This is a genomic window from Thermostichus vulcanus str. 'Rupite' (assembly GCF_022848905.1).
GTDB classification, from domain to species: Bacteria; Cyanobacteriota; Cyanobacteriia; order Thermostichales; family Thermostichaceae; genus Thermostichus; species Thermostichus vulcanus_A.
This window is the reverse complement of record NZ_JAFIRA010000007.1, coordinates 75981-89957: the sequence shown is the minus strand read 5'-3', so window position 1 is coordinate 89957 and position 13977 is coordinate 75981. Positions and strand designations below refer to the sequence as shown.

Genomic DNA, 13977 nt, shown 5'->3' with positions numbered 1-13977 from the left:
AGACCTGCGGAGGCCGATGCGGAAGACGCTCTGTGAATATTCTTGTCATTAATGCCGGTTCTAGCAGCCTGAAGTCCTCCCTTTTTCAGGTGGTTGAGGGCAAGGTCGATGCCACTCCTCTCTGGCAAGCCCAGGTGGATTTCACCTACAGGCCAGAGGAGACCCTGATCCAGACGCGGCGGCGAGGCGGTGGCTGGGTATCTTTTCCTTCTATTCCACCTCAGGCGGGCATCAACGGATTGGCCCCCTTGTTTCAAAGCCTTTGGCAAGGAGAAGAAGCCCTACTGCCAGGGGCCAAGGCCATCGATGCTATCGGTCATCGGGTGGTGCATGGGGGATCCCTTTATCAGCGGCCCACCCAGATTAGCCCCATCGTCGAGCAGACCATTGAGCAGCTCATTCCTTTGGCTCCGGCCCATAACCCCGCCGCGTTGGAGGGGATCCGTCTGCTTGGTCACTTGGCACCCGGGATCCCGCAGGTTGCGGTCTTTGATACCGCCTTTCACCAGCAAATGCCTGCTGCTGCCGCTCTTTACCCACTGCCCTATGCCTGGGCAGAACAAGGGATCCGCCGCTACGGGTTTCATGGCATTAACCACGAGTATTGTGCCCGCCGTGCCGCTGAACTGTTGAACCGCCCTTTGTCGGAGTTGCGGCTGATCACCTGTCATCTGGGCAATGGCTGTTCCTTGGCGGCCATTCGAGGAGGCAAAAGCGTCGATACCACCATGGGCTATACCCCTCTGGAAGGCTTGATGATGGGATCCCGGTCGGGGTCAGTGGATCCGGGCATTTTGATCCATCAGTTGCGGCAGGGGATGAGCGTTGAAGAATTGGATCGAATTTTGAACCGGGAATCGGGCCTCAAGGGGGTTTCCGGCTTGAGTAGCGACATGCGGACTGTGTTGGAGGCGATGGAAGCAGGGCATAAACGGGCGGAACTGGCTTTTGATCTGTTTATTCACCGGCTGCGCAGCCAGATCGGGTCGATGCTGATGAATTTGGATCGGCTGGATGCCTTAGTGTTTTCTGGTGGCATTGGGGAAAACTCAGCGCCGGTACGGGCGGCCACCTGTGCAGATCTGGGTTTCTTAGGGATCCAGATCGACCCCGTTCTCAATGCCGGATCCCCCCGCAACTGCGATATCAGCACCTTCGATGCTGCAGTGCGGGTTTTGGTGATCTCAGCTCAAGAGGACTGGGCCATTGCCACAGCTTGCCAAGCGGTTTTGCAAGGGGAGTAAACGAAGGATCCAAGACCGATTCCGGTCAGATTCTCTCCTTTCTGACCACTAGCTGGGGGAGGATAAACCTCCAACAATAAACTCAACAAACAGAAGCTCATTTTGGGGTGGAGAGGAGATGATGCGGAGAATCGATCAGATCAATCCATGGATCAATGAACGGATCCCATTGTTTTTGCTATTCAGCGGTGTGCTTGTGGGTTGTGGGGGCACGACGGGCGGTAGCGATTTTTTGCCTCTGCCGGATCCGATTCCAGCTCCAGCCCTCACCATTACCGATCTCTCGCCGCGTACGGTCTCGGTGGGGCAAACCCCGACTTTTGTTGTCTCCTTCCGAGTGGAGGCGCCTGCCGGGATCCGCGGTTCTAATGCCTTTCTGGCTTCCGTTACCACTCCACTGGGCAATTTCGTTACCTTAGGGGCTTTTGATGCTTCCCAATTGCCCGGCTGCTCCATTGGGGCCACCGCCTGCACGGTCACAGGACTCACTCTGACGCAAAATAGTTTTACCCCGACTCAAACAGGATCCCATCAATTAACCATCAGTGTTTTCGATCAACGGGATCGACTGGGTAGTGGGAGCCTCACCTTCAACAGTGTGCTTTGAGGATCTTGACCTCATGATTTCCTGGCCTCTTCAGCAACCATGGCTCTTGACATCCTCTCCCAGCAACTCTAGCGACTATGCAAGGAAATTCCTTGGGTCGCCCACTGGTTGATTTTTTAGAGACGTTGGTGGTGTACAAGTTTCCAGGTATGAGTCGGGAGGAGATCGGGGAGATGTTTGGTACACAAGATTTGAGACAGACCCGGTTTTACCAAGAGGTCATTCAAGAAGGCATTCAACAGGGGCTTACTCAAGGGATCCAACGGGAGGCAACCCACCTGACCTTATGGCTACTTCGCAAGAAGGTGGGGGAACTCCCTCTGGAACAGCAAACTCAAATTCGCGCTTTGTCGGTGGAGCAATTAGAAGTTTTGGGAGAAGACCTTCTCGATTTTGGATCCTTGGCAGATTTGACAGAATAGCTGAAAAGATTGAGCTAGGAGGGCTCCCGAGTTGTCAAAAGAATTTTCCCAGCAGTAATCATTTGGGCACTGAAGATCCCACATTAGACCCCATATTTTTGATCCCCTCAACGAGTCAGATACCGTTCTAAGCGTCCCTGAAAAAAGGACAAGATCAAGGTCAGCAGCCAATACCACAAAGCAGCCACCACCAAAGCTTCAAAAAAATGTTGACGTGGCAACCCAGCTTGGCGGGCACGACCCATGAGCTCTTGCAAAGCAATGGCACTGGCCAAAGCCGTATCTTTCTGCATGGCGATAAATTGATTGCCAATATCCGGTAAGACAATCCGAAAGGCTTGCGGCAGAATAATCCGCCACATGGTTTGCCAAGGTTTTAACCCCAGTGCATAGGCAGCTTCCGTTTGTCCGCGATGAATCGCTTGGATCCCGGCCCGAAAGATTTCGCTCATGTAAGCCCCATAGTTCAAGGTCAGGGCCAATACCGCTGAAGCAAAGGATCCCAAAACCAGACCCAATTGGGGTAAAGCCTGATAGATAAACAAAAATTGCAGAAATAGAGGCGTGCCCCGCATCAGAGACACATACAAAGCCGACAGGCTACTTAGGGGAGCCACTTGTGAAAGGCCCGCTAATGCCGACAAAAAGGCCAACGTGGTGGCACAGAGAATCGAGACCAGTGACAGTTGAAAGGTAATGCCCACCCCTTGCGAGATAAACCACCACCATTCCCGCACAAAGTTGCCGTTCAAGCGCAGAGTGCGGACTGGGATCCCGGCCAACTCAAACCGTACCCCACTGAAGGCGAATGCCAACAACGCCAGCCATAGAACCAACCATAACCCTCGCGCCACCGGAAACGGGATCCCTTTCTGAAGGGGGGGCGGTGGCTGGGTGGGCTGCACCAGCGGGATGGAGTCCTTGTTCACTCGACTTTTTTCGTTAAATCAATGCCGTAGTAACGCTCCGAGAGAGCCGTCAGGGTGCCATCGGCGTGCATGGCTTCCAGGATCTCCGTAATTTTGGCTTGCAAACTCTCTGAGCTAGCAGGACTGGAGCGATCCAAGGCTACAGCCAAGGCTTCGTAATAGACAGGATCCCCAAGCGTTTTTAGGGGTAGCCCTTCTTGAATGGCATCTTCTGCCGTCGGTAAAGCGGTCAAAACTGCATCCAGACGGATCCCATCTCCCAAGGCCAAATCCTGGAGGGCCAAACTATCGGTGTCATAAATGCGAATATCCACACTCGGGGCTGGGATTTCTATGGTTTCCCCCTCTAGGGTGAGGGCACCTTCCAAATAAGCCTGATAGGTGGTGGCAGTGCCGACCCCAACCCGTTTGCCCTCCAAACTGGGAATATCAGGGATGGTGGAGGTTTCATGCACCACAAAACTGGCAGGGGTGTAGTAGTAGGGAATGGTGAAGAGCAGGGCCTGTTGGCGCTCTGCGGTCACGGTCATGGAGCCGACATTCACATCCCAGCGGCCATTCCAAGAGCCGGCGGTGATCACATCGAAGTTGATATCCAAAAACTCGGCTTCCACCCCTAGGCGACTGGCGATCTCACGGGCCACATCCACATCAAACCCTTCCCAAGTGCCATCAGGGTTGAGGTAACTTTGGGGGCGGTAATTGGAGTCCGTGGAAACTCGCAGCACCCCCCGTTCTTGCACTTGGGCCAACAGATCGCTGCTTTGAGCCATCAGGGATCCCTGGGTTGTCCCCAAGGTTAGGCATCCGGCGAGGGTGAGCAAAAAGGCTTGTAAGGATCTGCGTCGAGAAACAAACATCGGCAAAACCTCGGCTGAACGTGAAGAGCAACCCCACTGGGATCCATCTAAGATACCAAAGGCTGTCATAGTCTCCGCCGCAAGACGGTATCACCTGACACGAGCCCGTCAGACCTTGCGACACGTCCAGGGTTAGGTTGGGAGCAACAAAGGGGATCAGGACAGGGCACTATTTCTATTTCTATATGTCTCTTATATGTCTCCTCCGAGCCCAATATTAATGCGGGTGACCCAGCACGGTTGAAACAGGCAGGGATCCCGAAAAGAGCGAAGAAAGGCCCTGAGACCAGATAACCCACTGGGATCCTTTCGTTCAGGCGGGAAGAGCCATAGTTAGGGTTGGCACACTCCTACCTCAAGCGTTTGTTAATTCAAACAAAGGGATTGAGAAAAAACCACGCTCGCCATGTTAGATCTACTGCCAGTCCATGCACGGTTACTGCTCTTTTCCTCCTGGCTATGAGTCTGAGCTTGCTGCCAACTCATTTGCTCGTCCCCCAAAAGGAGAGTGCAAAGGCTCCCGCTCCGCAGTGATTTCAGGTTCCCTGAGCCGGATCCCGGAGATGGACATCAAGAGGAGCCGCAGAGCTGAGTGGGCAATCAAGAGGTCAGGAGCGTTTATGGTCAGCACCAGCATCCTTGAGGCGGATCACCAGCCGCGATACCCCCTCAGCGACCATGTGCAGGTGATTCAGCCCTCAATTCCGGTTGAACTGTTGGATGCAGAGTCTTGGCAAGGGATCCAAGCCATTGCCCAATGGCTCCCCGGTTCATTGACCAACTTTTTTGGTTTTGAATGTCGGTTGGGGATCCCGGAGGCAGCGGGAGATTTTCTGATTTGTTTGGATGCCCAAGAAGCGGGCCGTAATACCTTGGCTTCCGCAGAATATGGGGCCAGCCTGTTGCAATCGGAGCCGATTTGGCAGCGGATCCATCAATTGGGTCAACATTGGCAGGCAGCGGGATCCCTCCTGTCAGAGCGGGTTCACAACATGTGGCTGGAGTTTGATGTGGAGCGGTCGGGGTCTGTTGCCACACCTTTGCCCAGCTGTTTCATCGGCTCGTTGCCCATTTATGGAAACCCCACCGAGGGGGATGAGATTCACCATTGGCTGCTCACGGAACCCCTGACTTTACTCCGAGGAGAAGCTCTACCCACCTGCGTGCAAGCGATGGTGTTGCGCTGTCTACAAAGTATTCACAGAAGGTTACACCGTTATCATCAATGGCTTGCAGCAATTCAATGCTTCTTTAGCCTCATTCTGTTGCAATCTGCAAGAGTTTCTATGTCATCGCATTGTTGCAAATTTGTATTTTTCACCGCAGGGATCCAAGGCGCTTTTCCCTCACTACGATACCCATGATGTGTTTGTCCTTCAGGTGGAGGGATCCAAGCAGTGGTACCTATATCCACCCCCGCAGCCGGTGCCGCTACTCAACAGTTTTCAACCGGTGATTCCCTCCGAACGATTGGGATCCCCTCTCAAAGAGGTGTACCTACAAGCAGGAGATTTGCTCTACATTCCGCGCGGATTTGTCCACGAGGCAGAAACCAACGCCCACCCCTCTTTGCACCTCACCCTCGGTGTTTATCCCTTTCAGTGGTTAGATTTACTTACCTCCGCCCTGACGGCCCTGAGCCTACAGGAAGAATCGCTACGCAGAGCACTACCGCCTGGTTTTTTCCGGTTACCCGCCGATCAACTGGAGGAACCCTTTCGGGAACTGTGCCAGCGGCTGGCTCTCCAAACCGATGTGGAGGCGGGGCTATCGCTGCTTCTGGATCAATTGATTCGCCAGGCCATTGTTGCACCGGATCACCATTTCGCTCTCATCCCTCAGCTGGAGGCAGTCACCCTTAACACCGTGGTAGCCAAACGGGCCGGAATGCCATGCCGTATTGTTCCGCAGGGGTTTGCGGTTTCGATTCAGTTCCCAGGTAACACCATCAAGGGACAAGCCCATTTAGAACCCGCCTTCCAGTACATAGCTGCCGCCGTCAGCCCATTCTCGGTCTCAGATCTACCCGAACCCCTCTCAGATGAGGCCAAGATCACCCTGGTTCAGCGACTGATTCGTGGCGGGTTGCTGCGCATCCATACAGACTCCTCGGTCTAGCTCATAAAAACCGTTGCGCAGGCTCAATCTCAAGCCACCAAGGCATGGACGTGATCCTTAAAACTCACTTCTGGTGATCCAGATCAAAGCAAATCGTTCTCCAAACCCGTACATTGAGTTTAGCCAAAAGGTTAATGACAATTTTGGCGAAAAAAGATAACTTCTCCTCTCCCGCACAAGTTATCCGATAGACTGGGGCAAAGAGTAGGGCACGGGGGCACTAAAGCATGGAGGATGAAATCGTGTATCAACTGACGTTGGAATGGACAGAAGCGGAACAATACCGATCCCAAACGCTCTCTTCTAATTTGTCCAAACTAGTCACCATTGGACGGGATCCCGATTGTGATGTGGTGCTCAATGACCAGGCTCGCTCCGTTTCCGGCGTACATGCTGGGCTGTATTTTGATCCCAAAAGTTTAAGTTTTCACGTCCGTAACCTAACTCGAGATCGCCTGCCCCCCAAACAACCCAACCCGATTTGGGTGAATGGCCAAAAAGTCATCCAAGAAGAGCTTTCCATCGCACCCAACAGCCAAATCCAGCTAGGCCGGATGGTACTGAAGGTAAAATCTGTAGAAGCAGTCATGAAAGATCGGGGCGTTACCCTGAGTTGGGGGTCTTTAGATGCCCTGAAAGTTAAGTGTAGCCGTCTGCAGAATCCCCACTATCTGCCACCTGAGTATCAAGGTCAAAACTGCCCCTACTGTGGACATTTGGTGCTCAGTGCTTCTTTGGTCATGCCTCCTCCAGAGCCACCCAAAGCGGCTGCCAATAGCCAAATTCTCTCAGCACAGCCCAAAAGCAGTCCCAAGCCTAGCCCTGCACAACCCCGCCCAGAAGGAAGTGAACTCAATTCTGAAGGCTGACTTCTTCCAGAAACTACTGGAAAAATCAAAAAAAATCGGGATCCCGAGAGTGACATCTCCGATACCTCAGATCCGCCTCATCACTCCAAGTAACTCCAAAAAGACTCGGTTGAGCTAGGGATCCCTTTGGCCAAGAGAAAATGTAAAACTTTGAATCCGGAGTAGAAGGATGCAAATTCAACTGAGCTGGGAAGATCCCATTACAGAGGAACAACAGGAACCCATCTTTCCATTACCTTTTGCTTTCGGGCGGGATCTCACCCAACTGCCCAACGAATGGCAGGGAAAAGAAGTATCCCGAGCGGTATTCACCAGTCAAGAAATTTCTCGCTACCACGCCCTCATTTATCGCAGCGAGGATGGGCAGGTGATCTACGAAGATCGCAGTGCCAATGGAAGTCGCATCAACGGAGAAAAAATTCGGCAGGCACGACGGGTACTTCAAGGTGGAGAAGTGGTGCAGTTCGGTCCCTACAGTGTCACCGTCAGTTTGGTACCCTCTGGGGATCCCAGCGCCACCCTGTTGACCAGCGCCCACCGAGGCACGCGCACCCTCTTGCTAGAACCTCCTACGGATCTGATTCGCCCGAACACCCGCACCGACGTTGACATCCCCCCATCCTCCACCATTGTTTTTGCCCCAGAGCAGTCCCCCGATTCTCGCTCTGCTAGCGAATTCCCACCCCCTCTTTTTCAGGCGGAGCAAATTTCCCTCAGTGCGCTTCAAGCCACAGGGCTGCCTGTCGAGGAGGCGGAGTATCTGGCCTTGGGCGGCGGCATGGGGAGCTTCGTTTGGGTAGATACCATTCGCATTCATGGGGTCAAACCGGAACAGATTCGGGTGATCAGCATCGCCAAAAAGCCCTACGAACGGTACGACCGGCTGCTGAACAATTGCCAAATCCCCCGCTGGAAACGCATTCGGTCTGGGTCGGACTCCTGTCCTGACAACATTTGGGGTTGGCCAGGTTATGCCCTGCGGGATGCTCGGCGTTCCTTTTTTTCGGGCCGTGTTTTGGAGGCTTTGGGCTTCTTATGGCAGGTGTTTAGCGAACCCCTCTTGGCTGATACTTACACGCCACGGGCTGGAGATGTTTTTGCCTCCATGGATCGAGAAGCCGCCCGAATTGGCTGGGATCAAATGCTACGCTACGGCCATATTCGTGCCATTCGCAAAACGGAAGATGGCCGCTATGTGGTGGCCTATTCTGCAACCCGACCCGGCTATACCGATCACCGTTTTATGGTGGCCAAGTACCTTCATTTGGCAACGGGTTACCCCGCTATTAAGTTGCTGAATGACCTACAAGAGTTTCGGGAACGGACTGGAGATCTGAAATCTGTGGTGCATGGATACGAACCGCACCCGCACGTTTACGAATACCTGGAAAAACAGGGCGGTACCATTTTGATTCGGGGGTTTGGTATTGTGGCCTCGCAGGTGATGGATCGGGTGTATGAGGCTCGTAAAATTAACCCTCGCATTTCGGTGGTGCATTTGAGTCGTTCTCCCAAAAGTGGCAATCGCTTTGGGCGGGCTAAGCGAGAGGTGGATAACCATTGGGAGTTTCAACCCTATAACTGGCCCAAAGGCACTTGGGGGGGAGATCTACGAGCCAAATTGGAGGCTGCTACCCCTCTAGAGCGACGAGAATTGCTAGAGGTATGGGGCGGCACCACGACAGCCAGTCGGCGAAAATGGCGGCGGGCGGTGCGGCAAGGGTTACGGGAGGGCTGGTATTCCATCGTCTTCGGCAAGGTGGAATCGGTGGTGCTCAGCGACAAAGGCAAACCCGTCACCTACATTCAGGGCACCCACAACAACACCCAGATGAAAGTTGAGGCGGATTTTGTAATCGACTGCACCGGGTTGGTTTCGGATCCCATGACCAATCCTCTCCTCAACGATCTGATCACTCGCTACAATTTGCCTCTCAACCCCCATGGGCGGCTACATGTTTCCAACGATTTTGAGCTGGTAGAAATGCGAAACCGGGATGGGCGTATGTATGCTGCCGGGATCATTACCTTGGGTGGTCCCTATGCTCCTGTAGATACCTTTTTGGGTTTGCAGTACTGTGCGCATCGTTCGGCGGAGCATTTGGTACGGGTGAGAGCCCCCGGTATGAAAACCCTAGAAGGGATTGGATCCCTGTGGCAATGGTGCAAATGGGCTTTGAACCTCAGACCTTAATTGTTTAAGCATTGATAAGCATTGATCGACTTCTTACCAGCAACCTATTTGGAGGGAACAATGACTCCGACTTTGATTGGTCGTTGGCAAACCCGTGTTTTTCTACTGGCCACCATTGGGGGTTTGGCAACCTTACCTTTTTATTTTGGGCTAACTGGACACGGCGGTAGCCTGATCTATTTTTGGGTGCTGTTTTACGTGGGTTTAATTGGCTGTGGTTGGGATGTGCTCTACAACTTTCTCATGGGTTGGATGTGGGATCACGATTGGCCAGGGTTTTTACAGCTTTTGGCGGGCATTTGGGAAGGTCTGTTTTTGGGTACAGTCCTAACAATTACAGGTCTTCCTTATATCCCAACCCAACGCTTCTATTTGGGGGATTTCATCCTCCACTACAGTTTTGTCTGGGTTTGTATTTACCTCAGCTCCTGGGTGGTGATGCGGATTCTGTTTCCCCGCTGGCGCTTTCGAGGCGGTGAGTGGCTGGGCAAATGGCCTTATTCCCGTGGCTAGGCCAGGTCAGTCGAGAGGGGATCCCGCCGCTAGGGGAGCCATTGCCGTTAAAATCAGGCTGGAATTGCTCCAAGAACTGGTCTGTGTCTGAGTTGACGTCAGCAGGCTGAGGGGAGTGATGACTTGTTAACCCCGAATCCATTCCCTGCGCGGTGCCTCGCCCCATGCAAGCTTGTACCCTGATCGCTCACGCCAAGATTAATCTCTACCTGGAAGTCTTGGGATCCCGTCCAGATGGATATTCAGAAGTGGCGATGGTGTTACAGAGCATTCAGTTGGCGGATCGGGTTGAGCTGAAGCGTCGCCAGCACGGGATCCACCTCAGTTGCAATCATCCGCAAGTGCCTTTAGATGCCACGAACCTGGCCTATCGCGCCGCTGAGCTGCTGCAAAAGGAATCTCATTCCTCGGCAGGGGTGGACATTCACATCGAAAAGCACATCCCAGTGGCCGCAGGGTTGGCCGGTGGCTCAGCCAATGCCGCAGCCGTGTTGGTGGGGCTGAACCAATTGTGGGGACTGGGGCTCACCGTTGGGGACTTACAAACCTTAGGAGCCCGGCTTGGTTCCGATATTCCCTTTTGTGTGCAGGGTGGCACACAACTGGCCACTGGGCGGGGAGAAATTCTAGAACCGCTCATGGATTTGGAAGGGATCCCTTTGGTGCTGGCCAAACCTAGGTCCTTGGGAGTATCTACCGCCTGGGCCTACCAAACCTTCCGATCCCTGCAAGTGGACAGAACCTTGGCTGCTCGGCCCAATGACACAGTTTCGAGCTTGCCGCAGTTGTTGGCAGCCCTTGAACGCCAGGATCCGCAAGCTTTGGCGAACAGTTTGCGCAATGACCTAGAAAAACCTGTGTTGGCCGCACATGCCATTGTCGGGGAATTAAAAACGGCCTTGTGCTCAGTGGGGGCGCTCGGATCCCTGATGTCCGGGTCAGGGCCGACTGTGTTCGGCATCATGCCCAGCTTGGAACAAGCCTCTCAAACACGGGACATCTTGCGGCGACAGTTTCAGGATGTAGATTTTTGGGTGACTCAGGCCGTTCCAACTGGGATCCTGCTAGAACCAGGGCCACCACAGCTAAGCGCCAGCTAGAGGGCTGGAAATGGCTCCTTGGCGAAGTGTTGGAAGGGTGGGATGGAGGCAATGCTGGAAAGCAAGCCGAAGGTTGGAGAAGGACGAAAGATTCCGCAATGAGCAGACAATACTCTAGCCAAGCGAGAGGATACTGAGCAGGGATTGAAAGGTGCTAAGCACGTACATGGTTGAGTCCCGATTTAGTCCAGCAAAGCCAAGTTATCGCGGTGAATAGCCGTATCGACTCCTTCATAGCCGAGAATGTGGGGAATCTCAGCCGTTTTTTTGCCTTTGATCCGCCGCAACTCCTCGGCACTGTAGTTCACCAAGCCTCGCGCCACCTCTTGCCCACTTGGATCGCAGAGGCGCACCGCAGCTCCAGCCTCAAACTCTCCCGAAATAGCCGTGACCCCTGCCGGCAATAACGAGCGCCCTTGTTCGCAGACGGCCCGCACTGCCCCCGCATCCAAAGTCAGGGATCCCTCTGGTACCAACCCATAGGCAATCCAGCGTTTGCGGGCACTGGCGGGTTGAGGGGCGGGATCAAAACGGGTACCAATCGCTTCTCCAGCCAAAATCGCCGGGATCTGTTCCGGTCGTTTGCCATTGGTGATCACGACTGTCACCCCCGCGGCTGTGGCAATTTGGGCTGCCGTTAGTTTGGTAGCCATTCCCCCAGTTCCCCAACCGCTTTTTCCCTGCACCTCCGCCTTCACCCGCAAGGGGATCCCGCGCATCACCCGTTCAATCGGTTCCGCCGCAGGATCTCGGTTGGGATCTGCCGAGTAGAGCTTGTCCACATCGGTGAGCAAAATTAGCCATTGCGCCTGCACCATGCTGGCTACTAGAGCAGAAAGGGAATCATTATCGCCAAACTTTAACTCCTCCACCGCCACTGTATCGTTCTCATTCACAATCGGGATCACCCCCATCTGTAGGAGTTGGGCAAAGGTGCGATTGGCATTCACATAGCGGGTGCGCTCTACCAAATCGGAACGGGTGAGCAAAACCTGAGCAATCGGTTGGTTCAATGCCGAGAACAAATCATCATAAAGGCGCATCAACCGCCCCTGCCCCACCGCTGCCACCGCTTGCTTTTCTGCAATGGTCGTCGGTCGCTGTCGCAACCCTAGGCGGGAACAACCCACCCCCACCGCTCCAGAAGAGACCAAGATCACGGAATGCCCTTGGCCGCGTAAGCGGGTGAGCACCTCGACCAAAGGCCCCAAAACCGAAAGTCGCAACGAGCCACTCTGAGCATCCGTCAGACTGGAGGTGCCGATCTTTACCACCACCGTTACTGCTGCCACCATCGCCCTATTCACCTGGGATCCCAGCCAATATTCCACCATACCGGAGCTGAGTCTCTGTTGGGACGAGAGAAAGTTGGCTTGCTGTCGGGGTCACTGCAAGGGAGAATGAGAATTGATAAACGAAATCTTAAGCTCACGCTCCTCTTCTGCCTGTGAATCCTGTCCGCACTCTCTCCGCGACCAAAGCTGCTTTCTTCAGCGCTTATCCTCGCCCGATCAACTCCGTTTACCGCCGGGTGGTGGAAGAGCTGCTGGTGGAGCTTCACTTGGCTACCGTAAACAGCGCCTTTGTCTACGATCCCTTTTTTGCTCTGGGGCTGGTCACTATCTACGATGGGTTGATGGAAGCCTACCAGCCACCGGAGCAGCGGGAGGGGATCTTCAATGCCCTGTGTAAAGCGCTACAACTTAAGCCAGAGGTGTTGCGGAAGAATGCCCGCGATTTGCTGGAGTTGATGCGAAGTGGGGATCCCAGACAACGATTGAACCTGCTCTGCCTGAAGCCGGAAGCAGAAGATGTGGGTGGGTTAAAAGGGATCCTGGAACGGATGACTCAGCCTCCCTACGCCTACAGTCGGGTATTGGCGGTCGGTCTGTACACTGCTTATGAACAGGTGGCGATCCCTCTGTATGCGGATGTAGAGGAGCGTACCCGCCGCTTCCTGGAAGATGTGGTGGGCAAACTGCCGTTTTCAGCAGAACGAGTCAAAAAAGACCTAGAGCTGTACCGCAACAGCCTAGATCGTATGAAGCAGGCCCGTGCTGTGGTGGAAGAAATGGTGAAAGCAGCCCGTCGCCAGCAGGAACGCCGACAATCTACAGCCACCTTGCCCGAAACTCCGATAGCGGATCCCAGTGAACCTACGACCTAATTGACTTCCTTGATGAGTGCCTGCGATAACCTTCAGGATTCTCAACATCCCATCGATCAGCCTGACTTGATGGTTGTCATGACCACGGTCGGATCCGCGGCGACAGCCCATCAGTTAGCCCATACGTTGGTGGCAGAACGCTGTGTGGCTTGTGCGCAGGTGCTACCTGGTATTACCTCTTTTTATCACTGGCAGGGATCCCTACAAACCGATTCCGAAACGCTGATTTTGTTCAAACTGCCTGCAGGAGCCTATTCCCGACTGGAACGGCGCTTGCGAGAGTTACACCCTTATGATGAGCCGGAGATCCTGGCCCTAACAGCCAGCCAGGTGAGTCCCACCTACTTGGCCTGGGCCTTAGAGCAGGTAGGCTGAGGAATAGCAGCACGTCAAATGGGTGAGCCATGATTGCCCTATACCCCGGCAGCTTCGACCCCATCACACTGGGGCATCTGGATATCATCGAGCGAGCCAGCCCTTTGTTCAGTCGGGTGATTGTTGCCGTCTTGAAAAATCCCAATAAAACTCCCCTGTTTACCCCCGAACAACGGCAAGCTCAGATCGGGCTGGCGACCGCTCATCTAAAAAATGTTGAAGTGGATACGTTTGCTGGACTCACGGTTGCTTATGCCCGTCAGCGGGGGGCGAAGGTGATCGTGCGCGGCTTGCGAGTCTTGTCGGACTTTGACGGTGAGCTGCAAATGGCCCATACCAATAAACTGTTGGCCCCTGAACTGGAAACCCTATTTTTGGCTACCGCTAGTGAACACAGTTTTGTCAGCAGTAGCCTCGTGAAGGAGGTCGCCAAACTGGGTGGCCCGATCGATCATCTGGTGCCTGTCAATGTCATTCAGGATTTACGAGAGTGTTTTCCGCTCGGATGAGGTGGATGGATTCTCAAGGGATCCCTTGTTTGACCGTCCACAGTCTCATAACCAAACTTTTGTCCTTGAT

15 protein-coding genes are annotated in these 13977 nt (G+C 53.9%); 12 read left to right on the top strand and 3 right to left on the bottom strand.

All coding sequences use genetic code 11. The annotated features are described in order from the left end of the window. Positions 1-32: 32 nt before the first annotated feature. The 3 genes from JX360_RS04785 to JX360_RS04775 all read left to right on the top strand — a co-directional run bounded on the left by JX360_RS04785 (position 33) and on the right by JX360_RS04775 (position 2273). A complete protein-coding gene (locus JX360_RS04785) occupies positions 33-1244 on the top strand; it encodes an acetate kinase (protein ID WP_244349454.1) in 1212 nt (403 codons plus the stop codon). A gap of 118 nt (positions 1245-1362) precedes the next feature. Further along, entirely contained in the window at positions 1363-1851 is a 489-nt protein-coding gene (locus JX360_RS04780) for a hypothetical protein (protein ID WP_244349453.1), read from the top strand. A gap of 77 nt (positions 1852-1928) precedes the next feature. After that, complete coding sequence (locus JX360_RS04775; RefSeq protein WP_244349452.1) at positions 1929-2273, top strand: DUF4351 domain-containing protein; 345 nt, start codon at positions 1929-1931, stop codon at positions 2271-2273. 107 nt (positions 2274-2380) lie between these two features. Here JX360_RS04775 and JX360_RS04770 read toward each other — a convergent pair whose 3' ends face one another. Both JX360_RS04770 and JX360_RS04765 read right to left on the bottom strand, forming a co-directional pair. Then, complete coding sequence (locus JX360_RS04770) at positions 2381-3202, bottom strand: amino acid ABC transporter permease (protein WP_244349451.1); 822 nt, start codon at positions 3200-3202, stop codon at positions 2381-2383. Next, positions 3199-4062 (bottom strand): ABC transporter substrate-binding protein, encoded by an 864-nt coding sequence (locus JX360_RS04765; RefSeq protein ID WP_244349450.1) that lies wholly within the window; start codon positions 4060-4062, stop codon positions 3199-3201. The genes JX360_RS04770 and JX360_RS04765 overlap by 4 nt, the downstream gene beginning before the upstream one ends. Before the next feature lie 620 nt (positions 4063-4682). On the opposite strand from JX360_RS04765, the gene JX360_RS04760 reads away from it, so the two are divergent. From JX360_RS04760 to ispE, 6 genes are all read left to right on the top strand, one after another. Continuing rightward, entirely contained in the window at positions 4683-5426 is a 744-nt protein-coding gene (locus tag JX360_RS04760; RefSeq protein ID WP_244349449.1) for a hypothetical protein, read from the top strand. After that, positions 5371-6180 carry a JmjC domain-containing protein gene (locus JX360_RS04755; protein WP_341830529.1) on the top strand — a complete coding sequence of 270 codons (810 nt, stop codon included), beginning with the start codon at positions 5371-5373 and terminating at the stop codon, positions 6178-6180. The genes JX360_RS04760 and JX360_RS04755 overlap by 56 nt, the downstream gene beginning before the upstream one ends. Positions 6181-6407: 227 nt before the next feature. Next, positions 6408-7049, top strand: a complete 642-nt coding sequence (locus tag JX360_RS04750) for an FHA domain-containing protein (protein ID WP_244349448.1) — start codon at positions 6408-6410, stop codon at positions 7047-7049. A 169-nt stretch (positions 7050-7218) separates the two neighbouring features. Then, on the top strand, positions 7219-9243 hold the full coding sequence (locus JX360_RS04745; protein WP_244349447.1) for an FHA domain-containing protein: 2025 nt from the start codon (positions 7219-7221) through the stop codon (positions 9241-9243). A 60-nt stretch (positions 9244-9303) separates the two neighbouring features. Beyond that, the gene (locus JX360_RS04740; RefSeq protein WP_244349446.1) at positions 9304-9756 is read left to right on the top strand and encodes a hypothetical protein; all 453 of its coding nucleotides are present in this window, start codon (positions 9304-9306) and stop codon (positions 9754-9756) included. A 164-nt stretch (positions 9757-9920) separates the two neighbouring features. After that, positions 9921-10856, top strand: coding sequence for a 4-(cytidine 5'-diphospho)-2-C-methyl-D-erythritol kinase (gene ispE / locus JX360_RS04735; protein WP_244349445.1), 936 nt, complete (start codon positions 9921-9923; stop codon positions 10854-10856). A gap of 182 nt (positions 10857-11038) precedes the next feature. Here ispE and proB read toward each other — a convergent pair whose 3' ends face one another. Next, positions 11039-12190, bottom strand: a complete 1152-nt coding sequence (proB, locus tag JX360_RS04730; protein WP_279611251.1) for a glutamate 5-kinase — start codon at positions 12188-12190, stop codon at positions 11039-11041. Between the two features lie 113 nt (positions 12191-12303). Between proB and psb29 the strand changes: the two genes are divergently transcribed. The 3 genes from psb29 to coaD are packed head-to-tail and all read left to right on the top strand — an operon-like array spanning position 12304 to position 13907. Beyond that, positions 12304-13023: a photosystem II biogenesis protein Psp29 gene (psb29, locus tag JX360_RS04725; RefSeq protein ID WP_244349444.1), complete on the top strand. Its 720-nt coding sequence runs from the start codon at positions 12304-12306 to the stop codon at positions 13021-13023. Positions 13024-13035: 12 nt separating this feature from the next. After that, positions 13036-13398 carry a divalent-cation tolerance protein CutA gene (gene cutA, locus JX360_RS04720; RefSeq protein WP_244349443.1) on the top strand — a complete coding sequence of 121 codons (363 nt, stop codon included), beginning with the start codon at positions 13036-13038 and terminating at the stop codon, positions 13396-13398. Between the two features lie 29 nt (positions 13399-13427). Beyond that, positions 13428-13907 carry a pantetheine-phosphate adenylyltransferase gene (coaD, locus tag JX360_RS04715; protein WP_244349442.1) on the top strand — a complete coding sequence of 160 codons (480 nt, stop codon included), beginning with the start codon at positions 13428-13430 and terminating at the stop codon, positions 13905-13907. Positions 13908-13977 lie beyond the last annotated feature (70 nt).